Annotated in this window: 18 protein-coding genes; 15 read left to right on the top strand and 3 right to left on the bottom strand. The window is 34.7% G+C overall.

Going from position 1 to position 24,755, the window contains the following annotated elements; translation table 11 throughout:
* Positions 1-123: 123 nt before the first annotated feature.
* Positions 124-765, top strand: coding sequence for a LysE family translocator (locus tag CN601_RS21280; RefSeq protein ID WP_179865640.1), 642 nt, complete (start codon positions 124-126; stop codon positions 763-765).
* Between the two features lie 366 nt (positions 766-1,131).
* Here CN601_RS21280 and CN601_RS21275 read toward each other — a convergent pair whose 3' ends face one another.
* On the bottom strand, positions 1,132-1,431 hold the full coding sequence (locus tag CN601_RS21275) for a hypothetical protein (RefSeq protein WP_098118094.1): 300 nt from the start codon (positions 1,429-1,431) through the stop codon (positions 1,132-1,134).
* Between the two features lie 128 nt (positions 1,432-1,559).
* Positions 1,560-3,401 (bottom strand): terpene cyclase/mutase family protein, encoded by a 1,842-nt coding sequence (locus CN601_RS21270; RefSeq protein ID WP_098172275.1) that lies wholly within the window; start codon positions 3,399-3,401, stop codon positions 1,560-1,562.
* 270 nt (positions 3,402-3,671) lie between these two features.
* Between CN601_RS21270 and CN601_RS21265 the strand changes: the two genes are divergently transcribed.
* From CN601_RS21265 to CN601_RS21205, 13 genes are all read left to right on the top strand, one after another.
* Positions 3,672-5,006, top strand: a complete 1,335-nt coding sequence (locus tag CN601_RS21265; RefSeq protein ID WP_098172274.1) for an aspartate aminotransferase family protein — start codon at positions 3,672-3,674, stop codon at positions 5,004-5,006.
* Positions 5,003-5,701, top strand: a complete 699-nt coding sequence (locus tag CN601_RS21260) for a CoA transferase subunit A (protein WP_098172273.1) — start codon at positions 5,003-5,005, stop codon at positions 5,699-5,701. Before CN601_RS21265 ends, CN601_RS21260 begins: the two co-directional genes overlap by 4 nt.
* Positions 5,686-6,348 carry a 3-oxoacid CoA-transferase subunit B gene (locus tag CN601_RS21255; RefSeq protein WP_098118090.1) on the top strand — a complete coding sequence of 221 codons (663 nt, stop codon included), beginning with the start codon at positions 5,686-5,688 and terminating at the stop codon, positions 6,346-6,348. The genes CN601_RS21260 and CN601_RS21255 overlap by 16 nt, the downstream gene beginning before the upstream one ends.
* Before the next feature lie 15 nt (positions 6,349-6,363).
* Positions 6,364-7,674, top strand: a complete 1,311-nt coding sequence (locus CN601_RS21250) for a peptidase (RefSeq protein WP_098172272.1) — start codon at positions 6,364-6,366, stop codon at positions 7,672-7,674.
* Positions 7,652-8,515, top strand: coding sequence for a putative beta-lysine N-acetyltransferase (gene ablB / locus CN601_RS21245; RefSeq protein ID WP_098172271.1), 864 nt, complete (start codon positions 7,652-7,654; stop codon positions 8,513-8,515). The genes CN601_RS21250 and ablB overlap by 23 nt, the downstream gene beginning before the upstream one ends.
* Positions 8,516-8,580: 65 nt before the next feature.
* A complete protein-coding gene (locus tag CN601_RS21240) occupies positions 8,581-9,972 on the top strand; it encodes a sigma-54 interaction domain-containing protein (protein WP_098172270.1) in 1,392 nt (463 codons plus the stop codon).
* A 256-nt stretch (positions 9,973-10,228) separates the two neighbouring features.
* Positions 10,229-11,665: a lysine 2,3-aminomutase gene (gene kamA, locus CN601_RS21235; RefSeq protein ID WP_098118086.1), complete on the top strand. Its 1,437-nt coding sequence runs from the start codon at positions 10,229-10,231 to the stop codon at positions 11,663-11,665.
* Positions 11,665-11,943: a YokU family protein gene (locus CN601_RS21230; protein WP_098118175.1), complete on the top strand. Its 279-nt coding sequence runs from the start codon at positions 11,665-11,667 to the stop codon at positions 11,941-11,943. The genes kamA and CN601_RS21230 overlap by 1 nt, the downstream gene beginning before the upstream one ends.
* A 213-nt stretch (positions 11,944-12,156) precedes the next feature.
* Positions 12,157-13,578, top strand: coding sequence for an amino acid permease (locus CN601_RS21225; protein WP_098172312.1), 1,422 nt, complete (start codon positions 12,157-12,159; stop codon positions 13,576-13,578).
* Between the two features lie 216 nt (positions 13,579-13,794).
* On the top strand, positions 13,795-15,810 hold the full coding sequence (locus CN601_RS21220; RefSeq protein ID WP_098172269.1) for an Ig-like domain-containing protein: 2,016 nt from the start codon (positions 13,795-13,797) through the stop codon (positions 15,808-15,810).
* 440 nt (positions 15,811-16,250) lie between these two features.
* Entirely contained in the window at positions 16,251-17,084 is an 834-nt protein-coding gene (licT, locus tag CN601_RS21215) for a BglG family transcription antiterminator LicT (RefSeq protein ID WP_098172268.1), read from the top strand.
* Positions 17,085-17,483: 399 nt separating this feature from the next.
* Positions 17,484-19,349, top strand: coding sequence for a beta-glucoside-specific PTS transporter subunit IIABC (locus CN601_RS21210; protein ID WP_098172267.1), 1,866 nt, complete (start codon positions 17,484-17,486; stop codon positions 19,347-19,349).
* Between the two features lie 81 nt (positions 19,350-19,430).
* Positions 19,431-20,876: a glycoside hydrolase family 1 protein gene (locus CN601_RS21205; protein ID WP_098172266.1), complete on the top strand. Its 1,446-nt coding sequence runs from the start codon at positions 19,431-19,433 to the stop codon at positions 20,874-20,876.
* Between the two features lie 233 nt (positions 20,877-21,109).
* Here CN601_RS21205 and CN601_RS21200 read toward each other — a convergent pair whose 3' ends face one another.
* The gene (locus CN601_RS21200; protein WP_098172265.1) at positions 21,110-22,543 is read right to left on the bottom strand and encodes an amino acid permease; all 1,434 of its coding nucleotides are present in this window, start codon (positions 22,541-22,543) and stop codon (positions 21,110-21,112) included.
* Positions 22,544-23,043: 500 nt separating this feature from the next.
* Here CN601_RS21200 and CN601_RS21195 point away from each other — a divergent pair, with 500 nt between their 5' ends.
* Complete coding sequence (locus CN601_RS21195; protein WP_218923252.1) at positions 23,044-24,381, top strand: APC family permease; 1,338 nt, start codon at positions 23,044-23,046, stop codon at positions 24,379-24,381.
* The last annotated feature ends 374 nt before the right edge of the window (positions 24,382-24,755 follow it).

Here is a 24,755-nt window from a genome sequence, read left to right as displayed (position 1 = left end):
TTCCTTAAGGGGGTTTGTTTTTGTTATGGAAAAGAAAATTAAGAGAGTAAAAAACTATATTAAAAGATTCTCACAAGCTATATAATATACATTTAAATGTTTAAATATAGGAGAATTAGTATAATGGAACTTTTTATGGTTGGATTTGTTCTATCTGCATCGCTATGCTTTGATATAGGTGTTGCAAATGTCGCTGTTATACAAACGAGTTTAACGAAAGGTGTTACCCCTGGTATTTATATGGGGTTAGGCGCGACGACTTCAGACATGCTTTATGCAATTTTATCACTTTTAGGGCTATCCCTTTTACTGAATAATATATACGTTAAATATACACTTTGGGTAGGTGGTACATTAGTCCTTATATATATGACGTATCTCATGCTAAAGGACGCGTTTAGGGAAAGAAACTTAAACATAGAAGCAGATGATAGTATAGAAAAAGGATCACTTTTTAAACATTACTTTAAAGGATTTGCCTTAACAGCTTCATCCCCATCTGGGTTTATTTGGTTTGCAACTGTTGGAGGAAGTATCATTTCTGCAACGATTAATAACCACTCTAAAACCGATATCTTTTTCTTTTTTGGTGGTTTCTTTTTATTTAACATATTATGGTCACTTTTTTTACCGGTTGTTGTGAAAAAAGCCGAGCATATAGTAGGTCCAAAAATACTTAATATCTTTTCATTTATTGCAGCGATCATTTTCCTTTACTTTGCTAGCCATGTTTTCATGGATGGGTACAAACATTTATTGAATTAAGCGGCGGGAGATGGATATAATGCGAACAAAATATGTTGGGTCCGTACGAACACTATGTGAACTATATTGATAAAGTTGTGAACTCCGTTGATATATTGCTATTGGCCGTTGATATATTACTAAAACTCGTTGATATATTGCCAGTTCCGGTTGATATATTTCTAAGACTCACCAGAAACCACCACAAATTAGAAGCAATAACGTAACATTTTTACTAACCAAGTAGAAAACGACCGCAATTTAAGAGGAAACGGAAAAAACACGCTAGGAATCCGAAATTCCATGCGGGTTTTCACGCACGAAAGCCTATAAATTTTCCTTTTAAGAGAAAATTTATAGGCTTTTCATATTATTGTCTATAGTTAATTAAAACCAAGAACGTCTTCTGCTGTTTCTGATCATATTCCACATTTCTTTTTGATGAGATGGATCTTGTGGATTTACGTCACAGTTCATTAGCCATTGTGCCGCGTTTTCTCGTTGTGCTTCAGTTATTGTTGATCCGCAACATTCTGATAGTCTATCAATCATATGACATGCACCTTCTCGACTTTTTAAATCGTTGCGACGGTATGATCGAAGAATACGAAAAATACGTGGAAAATGACGAGGATCACAAACCTTTCCACAAAATTCTCTCATTAAACTTGGGTCAAGATTTCCCATAAAGCCACTCCTTTATTGTTTAAACCATTAACTATATTGACATACGCTCATATATTTTTTTGTAAGAAACAGTGTATTATATGCAGTCAAAGAAAATAAGGACAAGGCGTTTAACTAGAAATTGTAAATTAGTCACTTGTCTTATATTTTTTTAGATAATGGCTTAAAGTCAATAATGGCCAAATTGATTGGTAACTATGATAATTTATATAGAAATGACCTGGTAACCCGCCACCTGTTGGATAGGTCATTCGCTTATCAGGGGTTTTTAACCAGTTTAAAATGTTTAAAATTCCCTCATCAATTTCACTAGTAGGATAGTCGTTTATAGAAATCAGTGTGTCAATTACCCATGATGTGTGCACAACTGTAGAAAAAGACAGAGGAATATATTTTCTTTCAATATCGCTTTTACACGATTCACCCCAACCACCATCAAGCTGTTTTATGCTAAGTAACCAACTGTTGGCTTTTTGTATACTAGGGTGATTTGAAGGAATTCCGACTGCTTTCATACCAGTTATCGCTGCCCATGTTCCATAAATATATGATATTCCCCAGCGACCGTACCAGGAACCATCCTCATTTTGATTATTGATTAACCAATTAACCCCATCTTCAATTCGTGGATGATTCATATTTAGTTTTAGTTTTGAACCTAAAAATTCGATTGTTCGACCGGTTAAATCTGCCGTTGATGGATCAATTGCAGTATCAACAAAGTTTTGGATCGGGAAGATGAGTTTTAAGTATTTACTACTGTTTTTTTCAAATGATGCCCATCCACCATCTTTATTCTGCATTTCAAATAACCATCTCACACCAGCATTCCACGATTTTCTATAATCGTCATCGATCAAGGATAGAGTAGTTGTCGCTCTTAGAACTGCTTGTGTATCATCTACATCTGGATTTTGGGTATTACTGTCTGAAAATCCCCATCCTCCTAAACCAATAGTACTATTGTTCTCGACAATCTTAAGTTGTAGAGAGAGTAAATAGTTAGCCGAGGAACGAATAGCCTCATCATTTAATGGTACATCTGCCTCCTGTAAAGCGTAACTAGTAAGTGCTGTATCCCATATAGTAGAAGGGGAATTTTGGATATGATGAGAATCATCCAACTCAAATAGAAAAGATTTTATGCCTAAAACAGCATTTTGAATTACGGGCGAAGTAACTTCATAACCTAACGAAAGAAGTGCATAAATTGCAATAAATGTCGCGCTAGCATAACTAGATAATGTCCCATCCCTTTCAATATTTTGAATAATATATTCCTCAGCCTTTTTAATTCCTATTTTTGAAAATGTCTTAATAAAAGGAATTTTAAACGCAGGGAACCTCCGTTTTTTGCTAATCTTTTTTAATTTATTGTTTGTAAATAAATGTTGTATAGTAGGTGTCCATTTATTTTTAGTCGTAAACTTTTTATGTCCTAATATTAAAAGTGGTGCAAAGTGAAATCGAACGTAAGAGCTAAATTTATAGAAGGACAAAGGAAAAGATTTTGGGACGTTCATTAAGAGAAGAGGAATTGGAAAAAAACTTGGCCATGGATACAATTCATGTAAAGCTAGCATAAATTTTGTTGAGACGTGTACACTTTCTAATCCACCATTTTGGCGAATAAATTCTTCAGCTTTCTTCATTTTTTCATTCGAAATTTCGATATAACCTGAAAATAGTAGTGCAGTGTAAGCCTCAACAGTTACAGATAAATTTCCTGAGTCATCGTCAAAAAGCTTCCAAGCACCGCTTGAGTCTTGTTTTATTAATAAACGATTTACTAATGTCTTAATTAAATCTTCATCGTTATATTCAAGTGTTCTTAAAATAATAATCATATAGGCATCTGTCATAGGACCACTTTCGAAACAATATCTCCACGAACCATCATCGCACTGATCCAACCTAATCTTATCTATTAGACCGTCCATTTCAGCTCTAATCTGCTCTGATAAAACCATTTTCAATTTTCACCGCCAACTGATCTTGATACAAATTTTTTATATAAATATGTATATGGTTATCAGTTAAAGCAGGTAACTAAAGGTATAAATCTTTTGTTAAGGAACTAATGCGGCCAACTAGTTTTTTTAAACAGTTGTTTAAGTTTAAAAAAAATAAAAAGGAAGTATTTCAGAAAGCAAGAATACTAAAAAATAGCCTCTATTTAAATTTCCAATATTTAGTAGATTGGCTTTTTAGTTTTTTATAAAAAAAGGGGTGGGGATAAGATGGATCGAGATTATTTAATAAAACCATTGCTTGGTCAGCATTACCCTATGATTTCACATGGGGAAGGTGTGTACTTATTTGATAAAGATGGAAATCGGTACATTGATGGTTCATCTGGTGCAATCACCGTAGGGATTGGTCATGGCGTTGAAGAGATTATTAATGTGATGACTGAACAAGCAAAACAAGTATCATTCGTCTACCGTTCACAGTTTACAAGTGAACCTGCTGAGAAGCTAGCAAAGAAGCTAAGTGAAATTACTCAAGGTGATTTAAACTGGACATTCTTTGTTAATAGCGGCACTGAAGCAACAGAAACTGCTATGAAACTAGCAATACAGCATTACCAAGAGAAGGGTAAAAAAGGTAAGAATAAAATCCTTTCACGCTGGATGAGTTATCATGGCATAACAATTGGTGCTTTATCCATGTCGGGGCACCCTTTACGTCGTCAGCGTTTTGTTCCAATATTGGAGGATTATCCTTCAGTTTCACCACCATATTGCTATCGTTGTCCTTTCAACTTAGAACACCCATCTTGTGATTTAGCATGTGCATCTGAACTAGAAACAGCCATTGATCGAATTGGTCCTGAGCATATTGCAGCATTTATTGCTGAGCCAATAATTGGTGCTGCAGGTGGTGCAATCGTACCATCTAAAGGTTACTACCAAAGAATAAAAGCCATTTGTGAAAAATATGATATTTTACTAATTTCAGACGAGGTTATGACTGGCCTTGGTCGTACTGGAAAAATGTTTGCAATGGAGCACTGGGGTGTCCAGCCTGATATTGTGACACTTGGAAAAGGATTAACTTCTGGGTACACACCAATGGCTGCAACTATTGCAAGCGATCGAGTGATTGAACCAATTATGCAAGGCTCAAAACTTGTAATGAGCGGGCATACATTTAGTGCAAACCCATTATCGGCAGCAGTTTCCTTAGCTGTTATTGAATATGTTGAGAAACATAATTTAGTACAAGCTGCAGAAGAAAAAGGTAACTATTTAATGGATAAACTCCAAGGGTTAAAAGAGAAATTTTCAATCATTGGAGATGTTAGAGGAAAAGGCTTATTAATCGGCATCGAATTTATAAGTAACATAAAATCAAGTGCGTTTATTCAAAAAGTAATGAATAAGGGCTTGCTATTATACCCTTCCGTTGCGGGAAAAAACGGAAAAGAAGATTCAGCTTTCATGATTGCGCCACCTTTAACCATTACTTATGGAGAAATGGATGAATTACTTCAAATTCTTACGGAAAGTTTAACAGAATTGGAAATGGAACAATCCCAATTAACGTATACAGCTAAGGGGGAAAGTGTATGAATTTAGTTGAAAATACTTATAAAAAAATAGCGACAATGGAACAAATCCTTCCTTTTTTTCATGATGAAATGACACTAATGGTTGGGGGTTTTGGAGGAGTCGGTTCACCGCCAACTTTACTTCAAGCATTATTAGAAAGTGAAATAAAGGATATTGACTTAATTTGTAATGATACTGGATTTCCGGATATTGGCATCGGAAGGATGGTAAGAAATGAAAGAGTGAGATCAATTGTTACATCTCATATTGGCTCAAATCCGTTTGCTGGAAAGTTAATGACGGAAGGTAAGCTAAAAGTTGAATTTTCTCCACAAGGTACACTAGCGGAGCGTATCCGAGCAGGCGGAATGGGACTTGGAGGAGTGCTAGTCGATGTAGGTCTTGATAGTATGGCAGAAGACGGCAAAGAAAAAGTATTTGTAAAAGGTAAACAATTTCTAGTTGAAGAAGCTCTAATTGCAGAAGTCAGTATTATATTTGCAAAGAAAGCTGATCCGTTTGGAAATTTGGTTTTTGACAAGAGTGCAAGGAATATGAATCCTCATATGGCTATGGCCGGGGATATTACAATTGTTGAGGCAGAGGAAATTGTTCCACTTGGTACGCTAAATCCAGAGGAAATTGTAACTCCAGGTGTGTTTGTTAATTACATAATTTCATCGGAAGGAGTGAACTGGAAATGGGCATGGGAATAGATTTTCGTCAAAAAATTGCAAAGCGAGCTGCAAAGGAAATTAAAAACGGAATGATTGTAAATTTAGGGATTGGAATTCCATCCATCGTTCCTGATTACTTACCAGAAGATGTTCATGTTATGTTCCATGCTGAAAATGGAGTTATGGGGATCGGACCGAGTCCTGAAAAAGGAAAAGAAGATGAAAATTTATGTAATGCAGGTGGTTTCCCAATTACTGCCATAAAAGGTGCTAGCTATTTCGATAGTGCTACGGCATTTGGAATTATACGCAGGGGTTTACTAGACTTAACTGTTCTAGGCGCATTACAAGTAAGTGAAAAAGGAGATCTGGCAAACTGGATTGTACCTGGAAAACGTGTACCGGGAATCGGTGGAGCGATGGATTTAGCTCAAAAGGCTAAAAGAGTAATTGTCGTAATGAATCATACGGATAAAGCTGGGAATCCAAAAATCGTGAAAGAATGTAGTTTGCCATTAACTTCTAAATCTTGTGTGGATTTAATCATAACGGAAATGGCTGTTATTGAAGTTGTTAATAATTCATTAGTGCTTAAAGAAATAATGAGTCCATATACTGTAGAGGATGTAATCAAACATACTGGTGCGGATTTAAAAATCAGTAAAGATTTAAAAATGTTTATATAGAAAAGGGTGAAGAGGATGAGTCATTACAAAAAAGTTATTCAAGACTATATTAGCGAAAATAAAGCTAAAACAATTGAACTACTTAGACAACTAGTAATGGAAAACAGCGTCTCTGGCAATGAGAGTAAGGCACAAGCAATTGTTCTTGAAAAATTAAGAGAGCTTGAATTGGACTTAGACGTTTGGGATCCAGATATAAAGGAAATGAAAGAGCATCCTTACTTTATTTCTACAAGAGACGACTTTGCTGGTAGTCCTAATATTGTGGCTACGCTTAAAGGAACGGGTGGAGGAAAGTCCATGATCTTAAATGGACATATTGATGTCGTTCCAGAAGGTAATATTCAGCAATGGACTAACCCACCTTACAGTGCAACTGTGGTAGATAACAAGCTATATGGCCGTGGAGCAACTGATATGAAGGGTGGAAATGTCGCACTAATTTTAGCAATTGAAGCAATAAAGAACAGTAAGATTACATTAAAAGGTAATGTTTATTTTCAAAGTGTAATTGAGGAAGAAAGTGGTGGTGCTGGAACACTTGCAACAATCTTGCGAGGATATTCAGCTGATGGTGTTATTATCCCTGAACCAACAAATATGAAGTTCTTCATTAAGCAACAAGGTTCTATGTGGTTCCGTCTGAGCGTGAAAGGGAAAGTAGCACACGGAGGTACTCGTTACGAAGGTGTAAGCGCTATCGAAAAAAGTATGTTAATCGTTCAACAAATTCAAAAACTAGAGCAACTACGTAATGACCGAATAAATGACCCTTTATATGATGGAGTACCAATTCCAATACCTATTAATATAGGAACGATTCATGGTGGAACATGGCCATCTTCTGTTTCAGATTTAGTCACTTTAGAAGGAAGATTTGGAGTAGCACCAAATGAAAAATTGGAAGCTGCTAGAGAAGAATTTGAGAATTGGATTTATAATATTAAAAACCTTGATGATTGGTTCGTTGAAAATCCTGTAGAAGTAGAATGGTTTGGAGCAAGATGGGTCCCAGGTACTGTTGAAGCTGATAGTGAATTAGTGCAAACTTTGCAACGAAACTATCGCGAAACAATGAATCAAAGTCCAATAGTGGAAGCTGCACCATGGGGAACAGATGGAGGATTATTTACACAAATTTTAAATATTCCAATGATCGTTTTTGGACCAGGAGAGACGAAAGTAGCTCACTATCCAGATGAGTTTATTGATTTAGATCAACTGTTTTTATCAGCAGAAATCATTGCTTGTACATTAATTGATTGGTGTGGAGTAGAAGACCAACATGAAAGTGAGGGAGCATATGAAAACGAAAAAGTATTATGAAACAGTAAAAATTAAACAAGAAAACTATTATTTTGAAGGTGCTTTAGATCACTTTAATGAGAGAATTCGAGTTGATTACTACTTAGGTAACGTATCGTTATTAATAGAGAGAGTAGAAAAACTAGCAAAAGAATATAAATATACAAAGTTAATAATTAAAGCAAGAAGTGAACACTTATATTCCTTCTTACAATCAGGGTATATGATTGAATCTGCACTGAAGGGATATTTTCAAGGAAGTGATGGTTACTTTGTTACGAAATATGCTAGCCAGGACAGAAGAAACAGTCTATATTGGGCTGCTGGAGATGACATTTTAGATGCTGTCTTAAAAAGTGATCGATCAAAAGAAAAAGTAATTCCTGATGAGTATGTTATACGAAGAGCTGAAAAAAATGACTCAAAAAAACTAGCTAAACTTTATGATCAAGTTTTTAAAGTATATCCAACACCTTTAAATGAATCGACTTATGTTGAAAAGACGATGGATGAAGGGACTATTTATTGGATTTACGAAAAAGAAGGGAAAATAGTGAGTGCAGCATCAGCTGAAATTGACATCGGACAAAGAAATGCTGAGCTTACGAATTGTGCAACGCTTGAGGAGCATCGTAAGCATGGACTAATGAAGGAACTGATGAAGAAGCTAGAACAGGACTTAATAAGCGAAGCTATTTATTGTTCATATACGATTGCGAGATCATTATCGTATGGAATGAATGCAGCCTTTCATCAATTAGGCTATATGTATACTGGAAGAATGACAAACAACTGCTATATTTTTGATAAATTAGAAGATATGAACGTTTGGGTGAAAGATCTTTCGAAAGTAGTCTCTTAATGTCAAACTGCCGAAAATTAAGCGTGAAATTGCCAAGTTTTCGGCGGTGAAAGGAAGGGTAGAAAATGAACGCAACAATTCCAACTAATCAAATGATTAGTGCCATATTAAATAGTATCGATGAATCAATTCATGCAGTCGACAATAATGGAATGACTATATTTTATAATCAAGTTGCGGCTGACCATGATGGAGTTTCAGTTGAAGAGGTTCTAGGAAAGCATGTGCTAGAAGCTTTCCCTTCTTTAACAAAAGAAACAAGCACCCTACTGAAGGTACTAGAAACAAGGCAAGCGATTATTAGGCAGCCCCAACGCTATGAGAATATTAAGGGCCAATACATTGATACAGTTAATACTACTATTCCTATTATTTTGGATGATCAGCTTATAGGTGCGGTTGAGATTGCAAAGGATTATTCCACCATTAAATCACTTGGAGAAAAAGTTTTAGATTTACAAGCGAGAATTAAACCGCAAGTTAAGCAAGGTAAAGCGAAACAAATTCATTCCTATACGATCTCAGATATATTAACGGATGATCCAGCTTTAATGGCGGTTAAAAATCAAGTTGAGAAGGTGGCAAATGCTGATTCTGCCGTACTTGTAGTCGGTGAAACTGGTACTGGAAAAGAACTTTTTGTCCAGTCAATTCACCACTGTTCAAGTAGAAGTGAAGCACCTTTTATAGCTCAAAACTGTGCTGCGCTACCAGAATCATTACTAGAAAGTATATTATTTGGTACAACAAAAGGCAGTTATACGGGAGCTATCGATCGAGCGGGATTATTTGAACTAGCCGATGGCGGTAGCTTATTTTTAGATGAACTTAATTCTATGCCTTTAGAGCTCCAAGCCAAGCTACTAAGAGTTCTAGAGGATGGCGTAGTTCGCCGAATAGGTGATCAAAAGACTCGGAAAGTGAATGTGAGGGTAATCGCTGCAATTAATGAATCGCCGTTAGACTGCGTTCAAAATGGCATTATGCGACCGGATTTATATTATCGACTGAATGTATTTTCATTGTTCATCCCACCTTTAAGAGAAAGGAATTATGATATAGAATTGCTGACATCCCATTTTGTCGAGCAATTTAATGAACGCTTCTCGAAGAACATTCGTAATGTAGAGCATACGGTATTTGAATTATTTCACCAGTATAATTGGCCTGGGAATGTCCGTGAACTAAAGCATACGATTGAGCATGCTATGATTATGGCGGAAGGGCATACGCTAACTGTTAAACATCTTCCAATACAATTGCAACAAATTAAGAAAAGTACTGAAACAAAAGGAGGAGTTCAGCCATTACGTTCGGCAATGCAGGAAATGGAAATTTCACTTATAAAACAAGCATTGTTGCAAACTAACGCTAATATTCAACAAGCTGCAGCACTTCTAGAAATACCTAGGCAGACTCTTCAGTATAAGATTCAAAAGTTAAATATTTTAGTATAAATCTTGTTTAAAACCATTTGAAAATGATAGTTTTATAACTGTATTTATTAGCCAAGCCGCCTAAATTTAGGCGGTTTTACTATTGTTGCGACATGTTTCAACTAATACTCGCTTTGAGTTTTAACGGAAAAAAATAAATTAACAGGCTGAATAGTTTGAATTTTCTATATTCTGAGCGTGTTTATTAAAAAAATGTAAATTTTTGGCACGGGTCTTGCTTTATATTAAATCAAACAGTTTGAAAGGGGATGTAAGTATGGTAAATGCAGTCTATGCTCCAAAAAGACACTGGAAAGAAGTTGAATTGTGGAAAGATGTAACAGATGAACAATGGAATGATTGGGTTTGGCAACTTACAAATACCATCAAATCATTGGATGAGTTAAAGCAAATAATTAACCTCACGCCAGAAGAAGAAGATGGGGTAAGAATTGCGACAAAAACAATTCCACTAAATATTACTCCATATTATGCGTCATTAATGAATCCGGATGACCCACGTTGTCCTGTTCGTATGCAATCAGTTCCGATCTCTGCGGAGATTCATAAAACGAAGTATGATTTAGAAGATCCTCTTCATGAGGATGAAGATTCACCAGTACCTGGTTTAACACATCGTTATCCAGATCGCGTTCTATTTTTAGTAACAAATCAATGTTCAATGTACTGTCGTTATTGCACTAGACGTCGTTTTTCAGGGCAAATTGGAATGGGAGTACCGAAGAAACAGCTTGATGCTGCTATTAATTACATTAGCAAAACTCCTGAAGTACGAGACGTCCTAATCTCAGGTGGAGACGGTCTTTTAATTAACGATAATATTTTAGAGTACATCTTAAAAAATTTACGAGAGATTCCACATGTGGAAATTATCCGTATCGGTACAAGAGCACCTGTAGTATTCCCACAACGTATTACTGAAAACCTTTGTAATATCTTAAAAAAATATCATCCAGTTTGGCTAAATACTCACTTTAATACTTCAATCGAAATTACAGAAGAATCGAAACGAGCTTGCGAAATGCTTGCTAATGTTGGTGTACCGTTAGGAAATCAAGCTGTAATCTTGGCTGGAATTAATGACAGTGTACCAATCATGAAAAAGCTAATGCATGATTTAGTTAAAATTCGTGTAAGACCTTATTATATTTATCAATGTGATTTATCAGAAGGAATTGGTCATTTCCGTGCTCCTGTATCAAAAGGTTTAGAAATCATGGAAGGTCTAAGAGGCCATACTTCAGGATATGCAGTACCAACATTTGTAGTAGACGCTCCAGGTGGTGGAGGGAAAATTGCTCTCCAACCGAATTACTTAATTTCACAAAGTGCTGATAAAGTTGTACTTCGTAATTTTGAAGGTGTAATTACTACTTATCCAGAGCCACAAAATTATGTACCAGGTAGAGCGGAAGCATACTTTAAAGAAATTTATCCTAATATGGAAGAAAAACGTTCGAATGCGGGTATTGCAGGATTGATGAATGAAACAAAATTCAATCTTGTACCAGAAGGTTTACAACGTATGGAAGCTCGTAAAACATATACGACAAACCCAGAGCATGCTTCTTTAAAAGATAAACGTGAAAAGCGTGACGAATTAAAAGAAAAGAAATTCCAAGCACAGCTTACAAAAATTCAAGTTAGCGAAAAGCTAGTAGCGAGTGCACCCTCAAAAGGTGAAGCTGAATGATGACATGTCAGTGGTGTGAATCAGCTAACATAGTCGAATCAACAAATACGGTCTACTGGGAGCTTCCTGATGGAACGAAGGCAATTGAGATTAAAGAAACACCATGTGTTATATGCCAGAATTGTAATATAACTTATCAAACAGATGATACAGTTGGTGCAATTGAGGAGCAATTATATTTAATTAATACGAAACTTATTGAAAGAACACTTTCATTTCAAGAGTTAATACAGCAACCACGTTTATTAAAGAAAAATTATTTTGATTTTTCTCTATAAAAAAATGAGAAGCGACTATTCGCTTCTCATTTTCTCTAATTATTAATCTTTTAATTTATAGTAATACATTTCTTTCCTTAAACCTGCAGCCGAATATTTCAAAAAAGCTAAGAAAAAATTATCTAATCCCAAAAACGACTGAAAAGGAGTATTTTAATGAAAAATACGGTAAATACAATAACAGTCATTGATTCTCAGGATCATATTTCTTCTATGCCTCAAGAGTTAAAGCGTGGATTAAAACCTCGTCATATTACAATGATTTCGCTAGGGGGAACAATTGGAACAGGTCTATTTTTGGCGAGTGGGGGCGCTATACATAATGCAGGGCCAGGCGGTGTTCTCTTAGCCTATGTAGCAATTGGAATAATGGTCTACTTTTTAATGACAAGCCTTGCTGAGATGGCTACATACATGCCGGTTGCAGGTTCATTTAGTACATACGCAACTAAATTCGTCGATCCTGCTCTTGGTTTTGCACTTGGATGGAATTACTGGTATAACTGGGCAATTACTATAGCTGCCGAATTAGCTGCGGTTACGATGGTTATGAAATTCTGGCTACCACACACATCATCACTTTTATGGAGTTCATTATTTTTAGCTATTATCTTTCTATTAAACTATTTATCTGTTAAAGGATTTGGAGAGTCAGAGTATTGGTTTTCTTTAATAAAAGTAGTTACAGTTATCATTTTTTTAGTTGCGGGATGCTTAATGATTTTTGGCATTATTGGTGGACAAGCAGTAGGATTTAAAAACTTTACAGTTGGGGATGCTCCTTTTCATGGCGGCTTTATGGCAACACTCGGAATTTTTATGGCAGCGGGCTTCTCATTTCAAGGTACAGAGTTATTAGGTGTAGCAGCTGGGGAGAGTGAAGAGCCTCAGAAAAACATTCCTCGTGCAGCTCGTCAAATATTTTGGCGTATTTTATTATTTTACGTGATGTCTGTTTTTGTAATAGGTTTACTAATTCCATACACAAATCATAATCTAGCAAGTGGTGATGTAGCTGTTAGTCCATTTACGCTAGTTTTTGATAAAGCTGGCATAGCCTTTGCAGCATCCGTAATGAATGCAGTTATATTAACGGCAGTTTTATCAGCTGGGAATTCAGGGATGTATGCTTCGACTAGAATGCTATGGGATATGGCGCGCCAAGGGAAAGCTCCAAAAGCATTAGGTAAGTTAAACAAAAGAGGTGTACCTGTTAATGCATTGATCATTACAGCAGCAGTTGGTACATTAGCATTTTTAGCCTCTTTATATGGTGACGGAGTTGTTTATGTTTGGTTACTTAACGCTTCAGGTATGTCCGGTTTTATTGCTTGGCTTGGTATAGCTATTTGTCATTATCGATTCCGCAAAGCTTACGTAGCACAAGGTAAGAATTTAAATGATCTTCCGTATAAAGCGAAATGGTTCCCGTTTGGTCCAATATTTGCATTTGTACTTTGTGGAGTTGTTATTCTTGGTCAAAACTATTCAGCATTTATGGGGAATAAGATTGACTGGAACGGTGTACTTGTTTCCTATATTGGATTGCCACTTTTCCTTGTTTTATGGATCGGCTATAAGCTAATTAAAAAGACAAAAATTGTTCGTCTTACTGATTGTGATTTAAAGAATTAAACAGAGTTTTATGTAAGCAGTAATGGGTTTTCTATTAATTAATAAGTAGATTGGAGATGTAATTCGCAACTAGAATTTACATCTTTTTTTTATTACAAAAATATTACAAAATTTACCTTTGTCGTTTAAAAATGTAACATTTATAATATAATTTGGATGGTTAAAAAAATTATAAATTTTCTGTCTTAAATAGTTAACATTAGGGGGATTTTTAAAGTGAAGAATCAAGTTCTATCAGTTCGAAAGGTTTTATCTGCTTCTCTTGTAGCGACATTATTAGCAACAACATCGGTGGGTTCATCTGCTTATGCAGCATCAAAAAAAGTTTACGCTACTAGAGCTGTAAATACTTTTGAAAGCGCTGGCATGCCTAAGAAAGCATCTGATGAAAAAAGAATTGCATCATTAGAATCTTCGGCAAAAAAAGAGGTAGCAAAATTAGGGAAGAATTATCGTACTTTAAAAGGAAAATTAACGAATCGAATTAAAACTCAACATAATAAGGTAGTAGCTTATGAGGCTTCAGAAGATAAAGTAGAAAAAAATGCAACGAATGCACTTAAAGTATTCCAATCATTTGAAGGGAAAGTAACAGCTAAAACGACGAGTAGTGAAGTGACTGCTCAATATAACGCAGCTTTAAAGATTATTAATAGCTTAAAATATTCAGATGTGAAAGCTTCATACATCTCAAAGTTAAATGCTACAAAAACTAAAATAAATGCAAAAATTGCTGGATTACAAGTTGCTAGCATCAGTAAAATTAATGACATTACAGTTTATGAAGGTAATAAAGTAACCCTTCCAAAAACAGTAGAAGTAAAACTAGTTAACGGCCAGAAGTTAACTAAATCAGTTGTTTGGAACACAAATGGCGTAAACTTTAGTAAAGCTGGAATTTATACTATTACAGGTACTGTAACTGATGTTAATAAGAAGGTAACAGTGAAAGTGACCGTTTCTGCACCAGTTAAAGTTTCGAATCCTACAGAATTCGTACAGACACAAGATTTCGGATATTGGGAAGATGCAGGTGAAGGTCGCGCAGCATATAATGTAGGATTTAAATTGAATTTAGCTAAATTACCATACATAAAAATTAAAGAAATTCAGATTTCATTAGTAGATAAAAACGGAAAAACGATAGCATCTAGAACGGCTACTGGAAGTCAAATTTTAAAATTACAATCAGATGATCAAACATATGGTGGACTTGATGGACAGTTAAGTGCAGCATTTATCCAAAGAGACGCAGCAGCAACAAATGAATGGTGGACAAGTACGGCATACGACTTCTCAACACCAGCTAAAACAGTCATTACAATTAAGGATACAGAAAATAAGCTTTATTCAGTTGAAAACAACAATCCAACAGGAATACCTACAGGACCAGTAGCGAATTCAGAGAGCTTCGTTCAAACGCAAGACTTTGGCTATTGGGAAGATGCGGGTAACGGCCGCCCAGCGTATAATGTAGGATTTAAGTTAGATTTAGCTAAACTACCATACAATATGATTAAAGAAATCAATGTAGCTTTAGTTGATCAAGACGGGAAAACTTTAGCGCAAAGAACAGCTACAGGCAATCAAATCAAACAATTACAAGCAGATGATGTAACATATGGTGGACTTGATGGACAGTTAAGTGCAGCGTTTATTCAAAGAGATGATGCAGCATCAAACGGATGGTGGACAAGCTCATCTTATGATTTTACAGCACCAACAAAAGCAGTGATTACAATAAAAGATAAAGATAATAAAATTTATTTAGTTGAAAATAACAACCCAACAGGAGTACCTTCAGGGCCGGTAGCAAATTCAGAAAGCTTCGTTCAACCACAAGATTTTGGCTATTGGAATAACTATGACGGAAAAGGTAATTCGGCATACAATGTAGGATTTAAACTAGATTTAACTAAATTACCTTATACTATGATTAAAGAAATTAAAGTGATGCTTGAAGATGAAAATGGTAATAGTATTGCAACTAAAATAGCAACAGGAAAGCAAATTCTAAAGTTGCAAGCAGATGATCAAACATATGGTGGACTTGATGGACAATTAAGCACAGCGTTTATCAAACAAGATGCAGCAGTGACAGGTGATTGGTGGACTAGTTCAACTTATGATTTTTCTGTACCAAAAAAAGTTGTGATTCAAATTACTGATAAAGATCAAAAGAAATATGTAGTTGAAAATAGTAATCCTACTGGAGTTCCAGTATTAGAATAGGGGAAGATAATTCGTAAGACCCACTAGGTAAAAAGCATATATATTCAAAAGTACAAATCTATAAAAAGTTAGAGAGTAATAAAGTAATATTTATTCTCTAATTCCTAATTATGGATTTTATTGGCAGAGTAGACTAGTTAAAAATACCCTAGTATTCAAGGGGGAGAAGGATTATTTCCTCTCTTAGAATCAAAAAATAAAAAATATCTTGTTTATATATGCAATATTTTTTATAATTATTTCTATCTTATAAATAATTGGATTGTTACTGCAGGTGCAGGCAAAACCTAAATAATCAATGTCTCTGAGTGAGATATTGATTGTTTAGGTTATTTTTATTTATAGATGATGATGTAGTAAAATTGACCTGTAAAAAGGGAAGATATAGTATAGATAATAAATGGTTTAGCAAACAATCCGTCACAAGAGGGGTGAGATAGATGATAATCCATAAAGTAATTAACAACAATGTAGTAAGTGTTTTAAACGAACAAAATAAAGAAATGGTTGTGATGGGACGAGGGTTGGCTTTTAAGAAAAAACCAGGCGATCTAGTTGATGAGCAATTGATTGAAAAGGTTTTCAAACTAGAAAATAAAGACTTATCGGAGCATTTTAAAAAATTACTCGAAGAAATTCCTTTAAAATATATGGATCTATCTGATGAAATTATCAGTTTTGCAAAAGAGACATTAGGAAAAAAATTAAACGAGAGCATTTATGTATCACTAACGGATCATATCCATTTCGCATTACACAGACAAAAAAATGGAATGGAAATTAAGAATCCTTTACTTTGGGAAGTCAAACGACTTTATAAAGAAGAATTTGTGGTAGGTAAACACGCGCTAAATATTATAGAGCAAAAAACGGGTATACGCTTACCAGAGGATGAGGCAGGTTTTATTGCTTTGCATGTGGTAAATGCGGAATTGAATGAGGAAATGACGAACATTGTAAATATTACAAAGTTTATTCAAGAAATCCTTACAGTTGTTAAATACCATTTTAAAATTGAATTCGATGAGGAATCATTAAACTATTATCGATTTATCACTCATCTTAAATTTTTTGCTCAAAGAATCTTTAGTAAGACTAATTTAAATAATGAAGAAGATTTTCTATTTAATACGATCAAAGAGAAATATAAAGATGCTTCTAACTGTACAGAAAAAATTACGGATTTTGTATTGAAAAAATATGAATATGAATTAAGTACGGAAGAAAAGCTTTATCTTACAATTCATATTGCTCGTGTTGTAAATCGAAATTAATTTTACTGAAAGCGTTGACATGATTAATATACAATGATAATATTAAGGCATCAATTAAATACATCCGATAGGATTGTTACTGGTCGTGCAGGCAAAACCTAAATTGTCGTTTCTAATGTTATTTTAGAGGCGTACAGTTTAGGTTTTTTGTTTTCTTGAGCCACTTTTGATCCGGACAAAGGCAGTCAGGAAGGCCAGTTTGCTTAATAATTGTATTTGATTTTAAATTTAATAACTTATTTCAGGATTGTTACTGATCATGCAGGCAAAACCTAAATTACAAGTGCGTATGAACTTTATTATACGCGAGTAGTTTAGGTTTTTTATTTTTCTACAATAACAATTCAGAAGAGATATTCATTGTTTTTGGAATTTTCCGTAACTTGAGGAGGGGTATTTATGGATTATAAAAAAACGGCTAGTGAGATAATCGAATTAGTTGGTGGAGAAAAAAATATATCGAATTTGATTCACTGTATCACAAGACTACGATTCAATTTAAATGACGAAAGCATTGCTGAAAAAAACAAAGCTAAACTAGAAGCAGTTAATGGAGTCATGGGTGTAAATAAAAGCGGAACTCAGTTTCAAGTAATCATCGGAAACGATGTTGTAAAAGTATTTAATGAAATTAATAAGATCGCCAATATAAATACTAGCAATTCAAACGGTGATACCAAGAAAAAAGGAAATGTTATAGGAAGTATTTTTGATGTAATTTCTGGAACATTTGCACCAATATTACCTGCAATTACTGGTGCAGGTATGATCAAGGCGATTCTTGCTATTCTTTTGACATTCCATTGGATTTCAGACAAAAGCCAAGCATATACAATAATGAATGCAATTGGAGATGGAGCGTTCTACTTCATACCATTCTTAGTAGCATTTAGTGCAGCGAAAAAATTTGGTTCCAATCAATTTGTTGCAGTGTCCATCGCGGGAGCTTTGATGCACCCAACAATTACAGCGTTATTAGGTGCTGGGAAACCAGTACACTTTATCGGTCTTCCTGTAACAGCGGTAACATATGCATCATCTGTTATACCGATTTTGTTAGCAGTTTGGATTGCTTCTTATGTTGAAAAGTGGACTGATCGTGTAACGCCAAGCATGGTCAAATTAATTATCGTACCAACTGTTACATTACTAATCATGGTACCAATTACATTAATTGCTGTTGGACCACTTGGTGTAGTTATTGGTGGCGGGCTTTCTAAAGGGGTTACATTCCTATATGCCCATACTGGAATTTTTGCTGGTCTTCTACTTGGAGGTACATTCTCTTTAATCGTTATGACTGGTATGCATTACGCGTTTTTACCAATCGTAGTTGGAAACTTAAGTACAAAAGGATACGACACAATTCTACCTGCAATGTTTATGGCTAATATGGGTCAAGCAGGTGCGGCTTTTGCAGTATTCTTAAAATCGAAAAATAAATCATTTAAATCATTAGCTTTATCAGTTAGTATGACAGCTTTAATGGGTGTTACAGAACCTGCTATGTATGGTGTAAATATGAGACTTAAAAAGCCGTTCATTGGGGCTTTAGTCGGTGGAGCTATAGGTGGAGCGTATTACGCATTAATGTCTGTTAAATTATTCGTTATTCCGAGTAATGCTGGTCTTCCTGGTATTCCATTCTTTATTGGATCAACATTTGTTTATGCTTTAATTGGTTTACCAATCGCATTCATTGGTGGCACGATTGCTGCTTACTTTATCGGATTTGAAGATGTTGAAGAAGCGCAAGATGATAAAAAAGAAGTAAAGGTAGTAAATGAAGTAAAAAAATTAGATAAAGATGCTGTTCATGTGGTAGTAAGCCCGCTTCAAGGAAAAGTTGTACCTTTAACCGAAGTAAATGATGCTGCATTTTCTAGTGAAGCATTAGGTAAAGGGATTGCTATTGAGCCTCAAGAAGGAAAAGTTGTTTCTCCTGTTAATGGGGTAGTTACAACATTATTTAAAACAAAACATGCAATTGGCATTACTTCAGAAGATGGAATTGAAATTTTAATTCATGTCGGGATCGACACAGTTAAATTAGATGGAGAATTCTTCACAGCATATATAAATCAAGGTGACAATGTTAAAGCTGGAGACTTACTTGTTGAATTTGATTTAGTAAAAATTAAAGAAGCAGGTTATGAAGTTACAACACCAGTTATTATTACAAACAGTAGAAATTACTCAGAAGTAAATGCTGTAAATAAAGAAAATATTAAAGAAAATGAAACACTTTTAACTATTTGTGGCTAATTAGATAAATGATTCTGACTGGTGAATTTACAATCAGCAGTCAGAATATTTTAATAAAGAATTAATTATGGAGGGGACATTATGACAAATACTAAATATTCATTTCCAGAAGGATTTTTATGGGGAGGAGCAACTGCTGCAAACCAATTAGAAGGTGCTTATCAAGAAGGTGGCAAAGGGTTAAATTTAGCAGACGTTATGCCTGGTGGAAAAGTAAGATTAAAATTTATTCAAGAACCAGGTTTTGATTTTAAAATAAATAATGAAAAATTTGTTTATCCAAATCATGATGGAATTGACTTCTATCATCGTTATAAAGAAGATATTGCACTTTTTGCAGAGATGGGCTTTAAAACTTATCGTATGAGTATTGCATGGAGTCGTATTTTCCCTAAAGGTGATGAATTAGAGCCAAACGAAGAAGGCTTAGCATTCTACGACCGTGTATTTGATGAACTAAAAAAATATAATATTGAACCAGTTGTAACAATTTCTCACTACGAAATTCCTCTGCACTTAATCACAGAATACGGTGGCTGGCGTAACCGTAAAGTAATCGAATTCTTTGATCGTTATGCAAAAACATTATTCGAATACTATAAAAACAAAGTAAAATACTGGTTAACTTTTAATGAAATTAATGGTGCAACACATTTACCAATATTAGGACTTGGTTTTTCTCCTGAAAGTAAAGAAACACAATTACAAGATAGCTTCCAAGGACTACACCACCAATTTGTTGCAAGTGCGTTAGCTGTAAAAGCAGGACATGAGATTATTCCGGGTAGCCAAATTGGTTGTATGCTTGTATATGTTCCAACATACACTTACGACTCAAACCCTGAAAATGTAATGTATGCTCTACAAGAGTCTCGCCTATGGAACAACTACTGTGGTGATGTACAAGTTAGAGGAGCATACCCAGCATTTGCAAAACGTTTCTGGAAAGAGAACGATATTAATTTAGATATTCAAGATGGTGACTTAGAAATCATTAAAGAAGGATCAGTTGATTTCATTTCACTTAGCTACTACATGTCACGCACTGAGAAAAAACATAAAACGAACGAAGAAAATAGCCAAGGTAATTTAGTTGGCGGTGTAAAGAATCCATTCTTAAAAGAAAGTGACTGGGGATGGGAAATCGACCCAACTGGACTTCGCATTGGATTAAACCAATTATATGATCACTACCAAAAACCACTATTCATCGTAGAAAATGGACTTGGTGCGTACGATCAAATTGAAGAAGACGGTTCGATTAACGATGATTACCGTATCGACTACCTACGCAGCCATATCGAAGCGATTGGAGAAGCAATTGAAGATGGCGTAGAACTAATGGGTTACACTCCATGGGGATGTATTGACCTAGTAAGCGCGTCAACAGGAGAAATGTCTAAACGCTACGGTTTCATTTATGTTGACAAGCATGATGATGGAAGCGGATCATTAGAACGCAAAAAGAAAAAATCATTCTCTTGGTACCAAAATGTTATTCAAACAAACGGTGCTCAACTTGATTAATAATTGATAAAGGAAATAACGTACATATTTTTATGAATATGTACGTTATTTTTCTATTAATCTATTATTTAGAGCATTTTCTTTCATATAACACATAAGAATAGTTGTATTTTACTCAAACAGGCTTATGAAAAAGGAAAAATATATCTAACGCATAAGTTCATGTAGTCTAAAAGCCCTTCCCCATAAAGATGAACAACTTTAGTCCTGTTAAAACTAAGTTCTCATTTTAATTAAACATCCAAATCCTTCTCCAAATTAATACCAATTTTACCTTCCTTAATTCTAGATCGAAATACAGTCCAATAAATAACAATCCCAGCAAGGAATAAATAAAGTATAACTTTTGTAGTTGGTAAAAAGTCTTTTGGAAGTGTTAAAATGCCAACTTCAAATACTAACCAAATAATCGCAAGAATTGTAACAGGAAGTCGCCATTTTCCTAATTTGAAACCATCTGAATCCGGTAATGTTTTAATTTTAGTAGCATAAGCGACTACAGTTATTAAGTAAATAATGGCTGGAAGTGCCGCAGAAGTACCTATTAATAATGATAGTTTCCCAAAATAGAATACGGCAATGATACCTAATACAGAAACTAAAATAATAGCATTGTACGGTACATTATGTTTCTGATCTACTTTCTTAAATACATTTGAAGCAAAGAAAACATTGTCTCTTGCTAGTGCATAAATAAGACGAGAAGCGGAAGCCATAATAATTAATCCGCAAGCAAAAATAGACACGATTACTAATGCAAGGAAAAAGTCTGCAACGGCAGTACCTAGACGTGATTGTAAAATATCAGAAATAGGTGAAGCAGAAGCCATGATGCTATTAATATCTTTAATGCCTGCTGTAATGATAATTAAGAAGATAAAACCAATTAACCCTGCTAGTAACATTGAGAAAACAATGGCTTTAGGTACAGTTTTATTAGCATCAACGGTTTCCTCAGCTAGGTTTGCTGCTGCTTCAAAACCTACTAGTGTATAGGATCCCATTACAACAGCTAGTACAAATGCAGTAAAATAACTTCCGTTTGAACCAACTTTATGGGCAGTGTAAGTTAATAGAGAAAAATCTGCTCCTTTAAAAAATAAGACAAAGCTTAAAATAATAATAATGCCAATAAATCCAATTACTTCTGTATATACTGCTGAATTGTTTATGATCGTAGCAATTCTTACTCCATAAATATTTAATAAAGCTTGTATCACGATTATAATTAGCACAACCGTTGTAAGTACAGTAGTTGTACTTTTAATACCGATTAAATCGAGAAAAATAGGCGCAACACCGTAATCAACAGTCGGTACCACAATTATTAAGTAACATAATGCAGCCCAGCCTGTAAACCAGCCAAATCCCCGATTCGTTAAACGGCTGACCCATTGGTATACGTAGCCACTTAAAGGAATTTTGCTTGATAAATCTGCGAAAATTAAAGCGACAAGCAAATGACCTACCATTACAAATGGCCATGTCCATATCCCCACCGGTCCAGCTGCACCTAAAGCAAGACTATAGGAGCTAAAAATACCTGTTGTAATTGAAATAAATGAAAACGCAACTGCAAATGAGCTGAAAAACTTTAAAGAACGCTGTAACTCCTGTTTGTAGCTAAACGATTGTAAAGCATCTGAATCAAAACCTTGTTTACTCATAAATCATCTCCTCCGAATTAGAATTAATTAACTGAATTTTCTTATAATTAAACTGATAGTTAGTCTCGTTTAATAACTAAAAGTTTTATTATTAGTAGAAGCAATGTATTTTTAGATTGGTAGTTTATAGTTAGCGTAGCAACTTCCGTGCCAGTCCATATAATTGAATAGAATATAGGGGTTCTCATGAAAAGAGAGAGAAGGATTATGAGAGCTTGAATAATATATGCAAGAGTGAATAATGGACAGGTAGGTAGATAAAGTAATTTTCAAAAGATCTAAATCAGTTTCTTCTACTGATACTTAATGCTTTCAGTGTAATATTAAGTGTTTAATTGAACGTTTACATAAAATTAATATTTTGGCATAAAACTTGCTACTTTATAAAATGACTTATTTAAATATTCAAAAAAAGGAGGTTTCTGTCGGAAAAGTAAGAATTATAAGGAAGTAGAAATAAAGGTGTAAGCGCTTAATCTAAAACGAAGGGGATATGATAGGTGGAAAATAAAACACAGTTAAAAAGATCCTTAAAGTTATGGCAAGTAGTTATGATGGGGTTAGCCTATATGACTCCTATGGTTGTATTCGACACATTCGGAATTGTATCTCATGTAACTAATGGTCATGTACCAACTGCATATATTGTAGCTTTAATTGGAATGTTATTTACGGCGGTAAGCTATGGTAAACTTGTAAAAGTATTTCCTGATGCTGGCTCTGCTTATACATACACTCAGAAAGCAATTAGTGGTCACTTAGGCTTTCTTGTTGGATGGTCATCATTACTAGATTACTTGTTTTTACCAATGGTAAATGCCTTATTAACTAAAATTTACCTCAATGCACTTTTTCCTAATGTTCCAACTTGGATTTGGGTAGTTGGTTTTGTAGGGCTAGTTACATTCTTAAACTTAAGAAGTATAAATATGTTAGCGAATTTCAATACCCTTTTTGTATTAGTACAGCTTGTGATTATGGTTGTCTTTATCGTTCTAGTAATCCAAGGTTTACATCATGGAGAGGGTTATGGTGGATTCAGCATAAAACCATTATTCAGTGCGGGAATGCATTTTGGCACATTAGTAACCGGTGCAACAATTCTATGTTTTTCATTTTTAGGATTTGACGCTGTTTCCACTTTATCAGAAGAAGCGATTAATCCAGCAAAAACAATTCCAAAAGCAATTCTTTACACAGCCCTTTGGGGAGGAGTAATCTTTACAGTTACATCTTTCTTCATCCAATTATACTACCCTGACATATCTAGATTTAAGCATCCTGATGCTGCATCACCAGAGATTGCACTATACGTAGGTGGAAAATTATTTCAATCAATCTTCTTATGCATAACATTTATTAATACACTTGCTTCTGCATTAGCATCACATGCGAGTGTATCACGTCTACTATATGTAATGGGACGCGACAAAGTTTTCCCTGATAAATGGTTTGGATTTGTTCATCCGAAATGGAAAACACCAGCATTTAACGTAATTTTCGTTGGTGTGATCTCATTATCAGCAATCTTTTTCAATCTAGTAACAGCCACTTCACTAATTAACTTTGGTGCACTAATGGCATTTACTTTTGTTAATCTATCAGTTATTAATCATTTCTTTATTCGAGGAAAACAGAGATCAATTAAAGGCTACATTTCTTACCTTATCTTGCCTCTAATTGGGGCCGCATCAGTAGCGATCCTTTGGTTTAATATTGAAAAAAGCTCATTAATTATGGGAACAGTGTGGTTCTCCGTTGGTTTAGTATATTTAATTTACTTAACGAAAGCATTCCAAATTGCTCCACCTAAATATGAAGAAGAAGCAGCCGTATAATATGCTTCGAAAAGCCACAAGGGAATTGATTTCCTTGTGGTTTTTTTGCGTTTTTCTTTAAAATGAGGTCAAATTTCTAGATGGCCAATTCCAAATTGGTTCGTTTTAACAATTTAACAACGAACTTTGACATAATATCAACGGATTTAAACATTATATCAACGAGGTTTAACACTATATCAACCGAGTTCACAACTTTATCAACAATGTTCAATTAATGTTCGTATTTTTAATATTAAAATCCTGCGAATTGAAGCTGCTTTAGGTGTGTCGACCGTGTTATGCACAAAAACCACTTGCTTATGAACAATGGTCTACGTTTTATGCGCAAAAACCACCACTTTATGAACAAAGTTGGACTTCGGTCAAGAAAG

It is taken from the genome of Bacillus sp. AFS017336, from assembly GCF_002555445.1.
In the GTDB taxonomy this organism is placed as follows: domain Bacteria; phylum Bacillota; class Bacilli; order Bacillales; family Bacillaceae_G; genus Gottfriedia.
The sequence above is the reverse complement of the archived record's forward strand: the minus strand, read 5'-3'. Positions and strand labels throughout refer to the sequence as shown.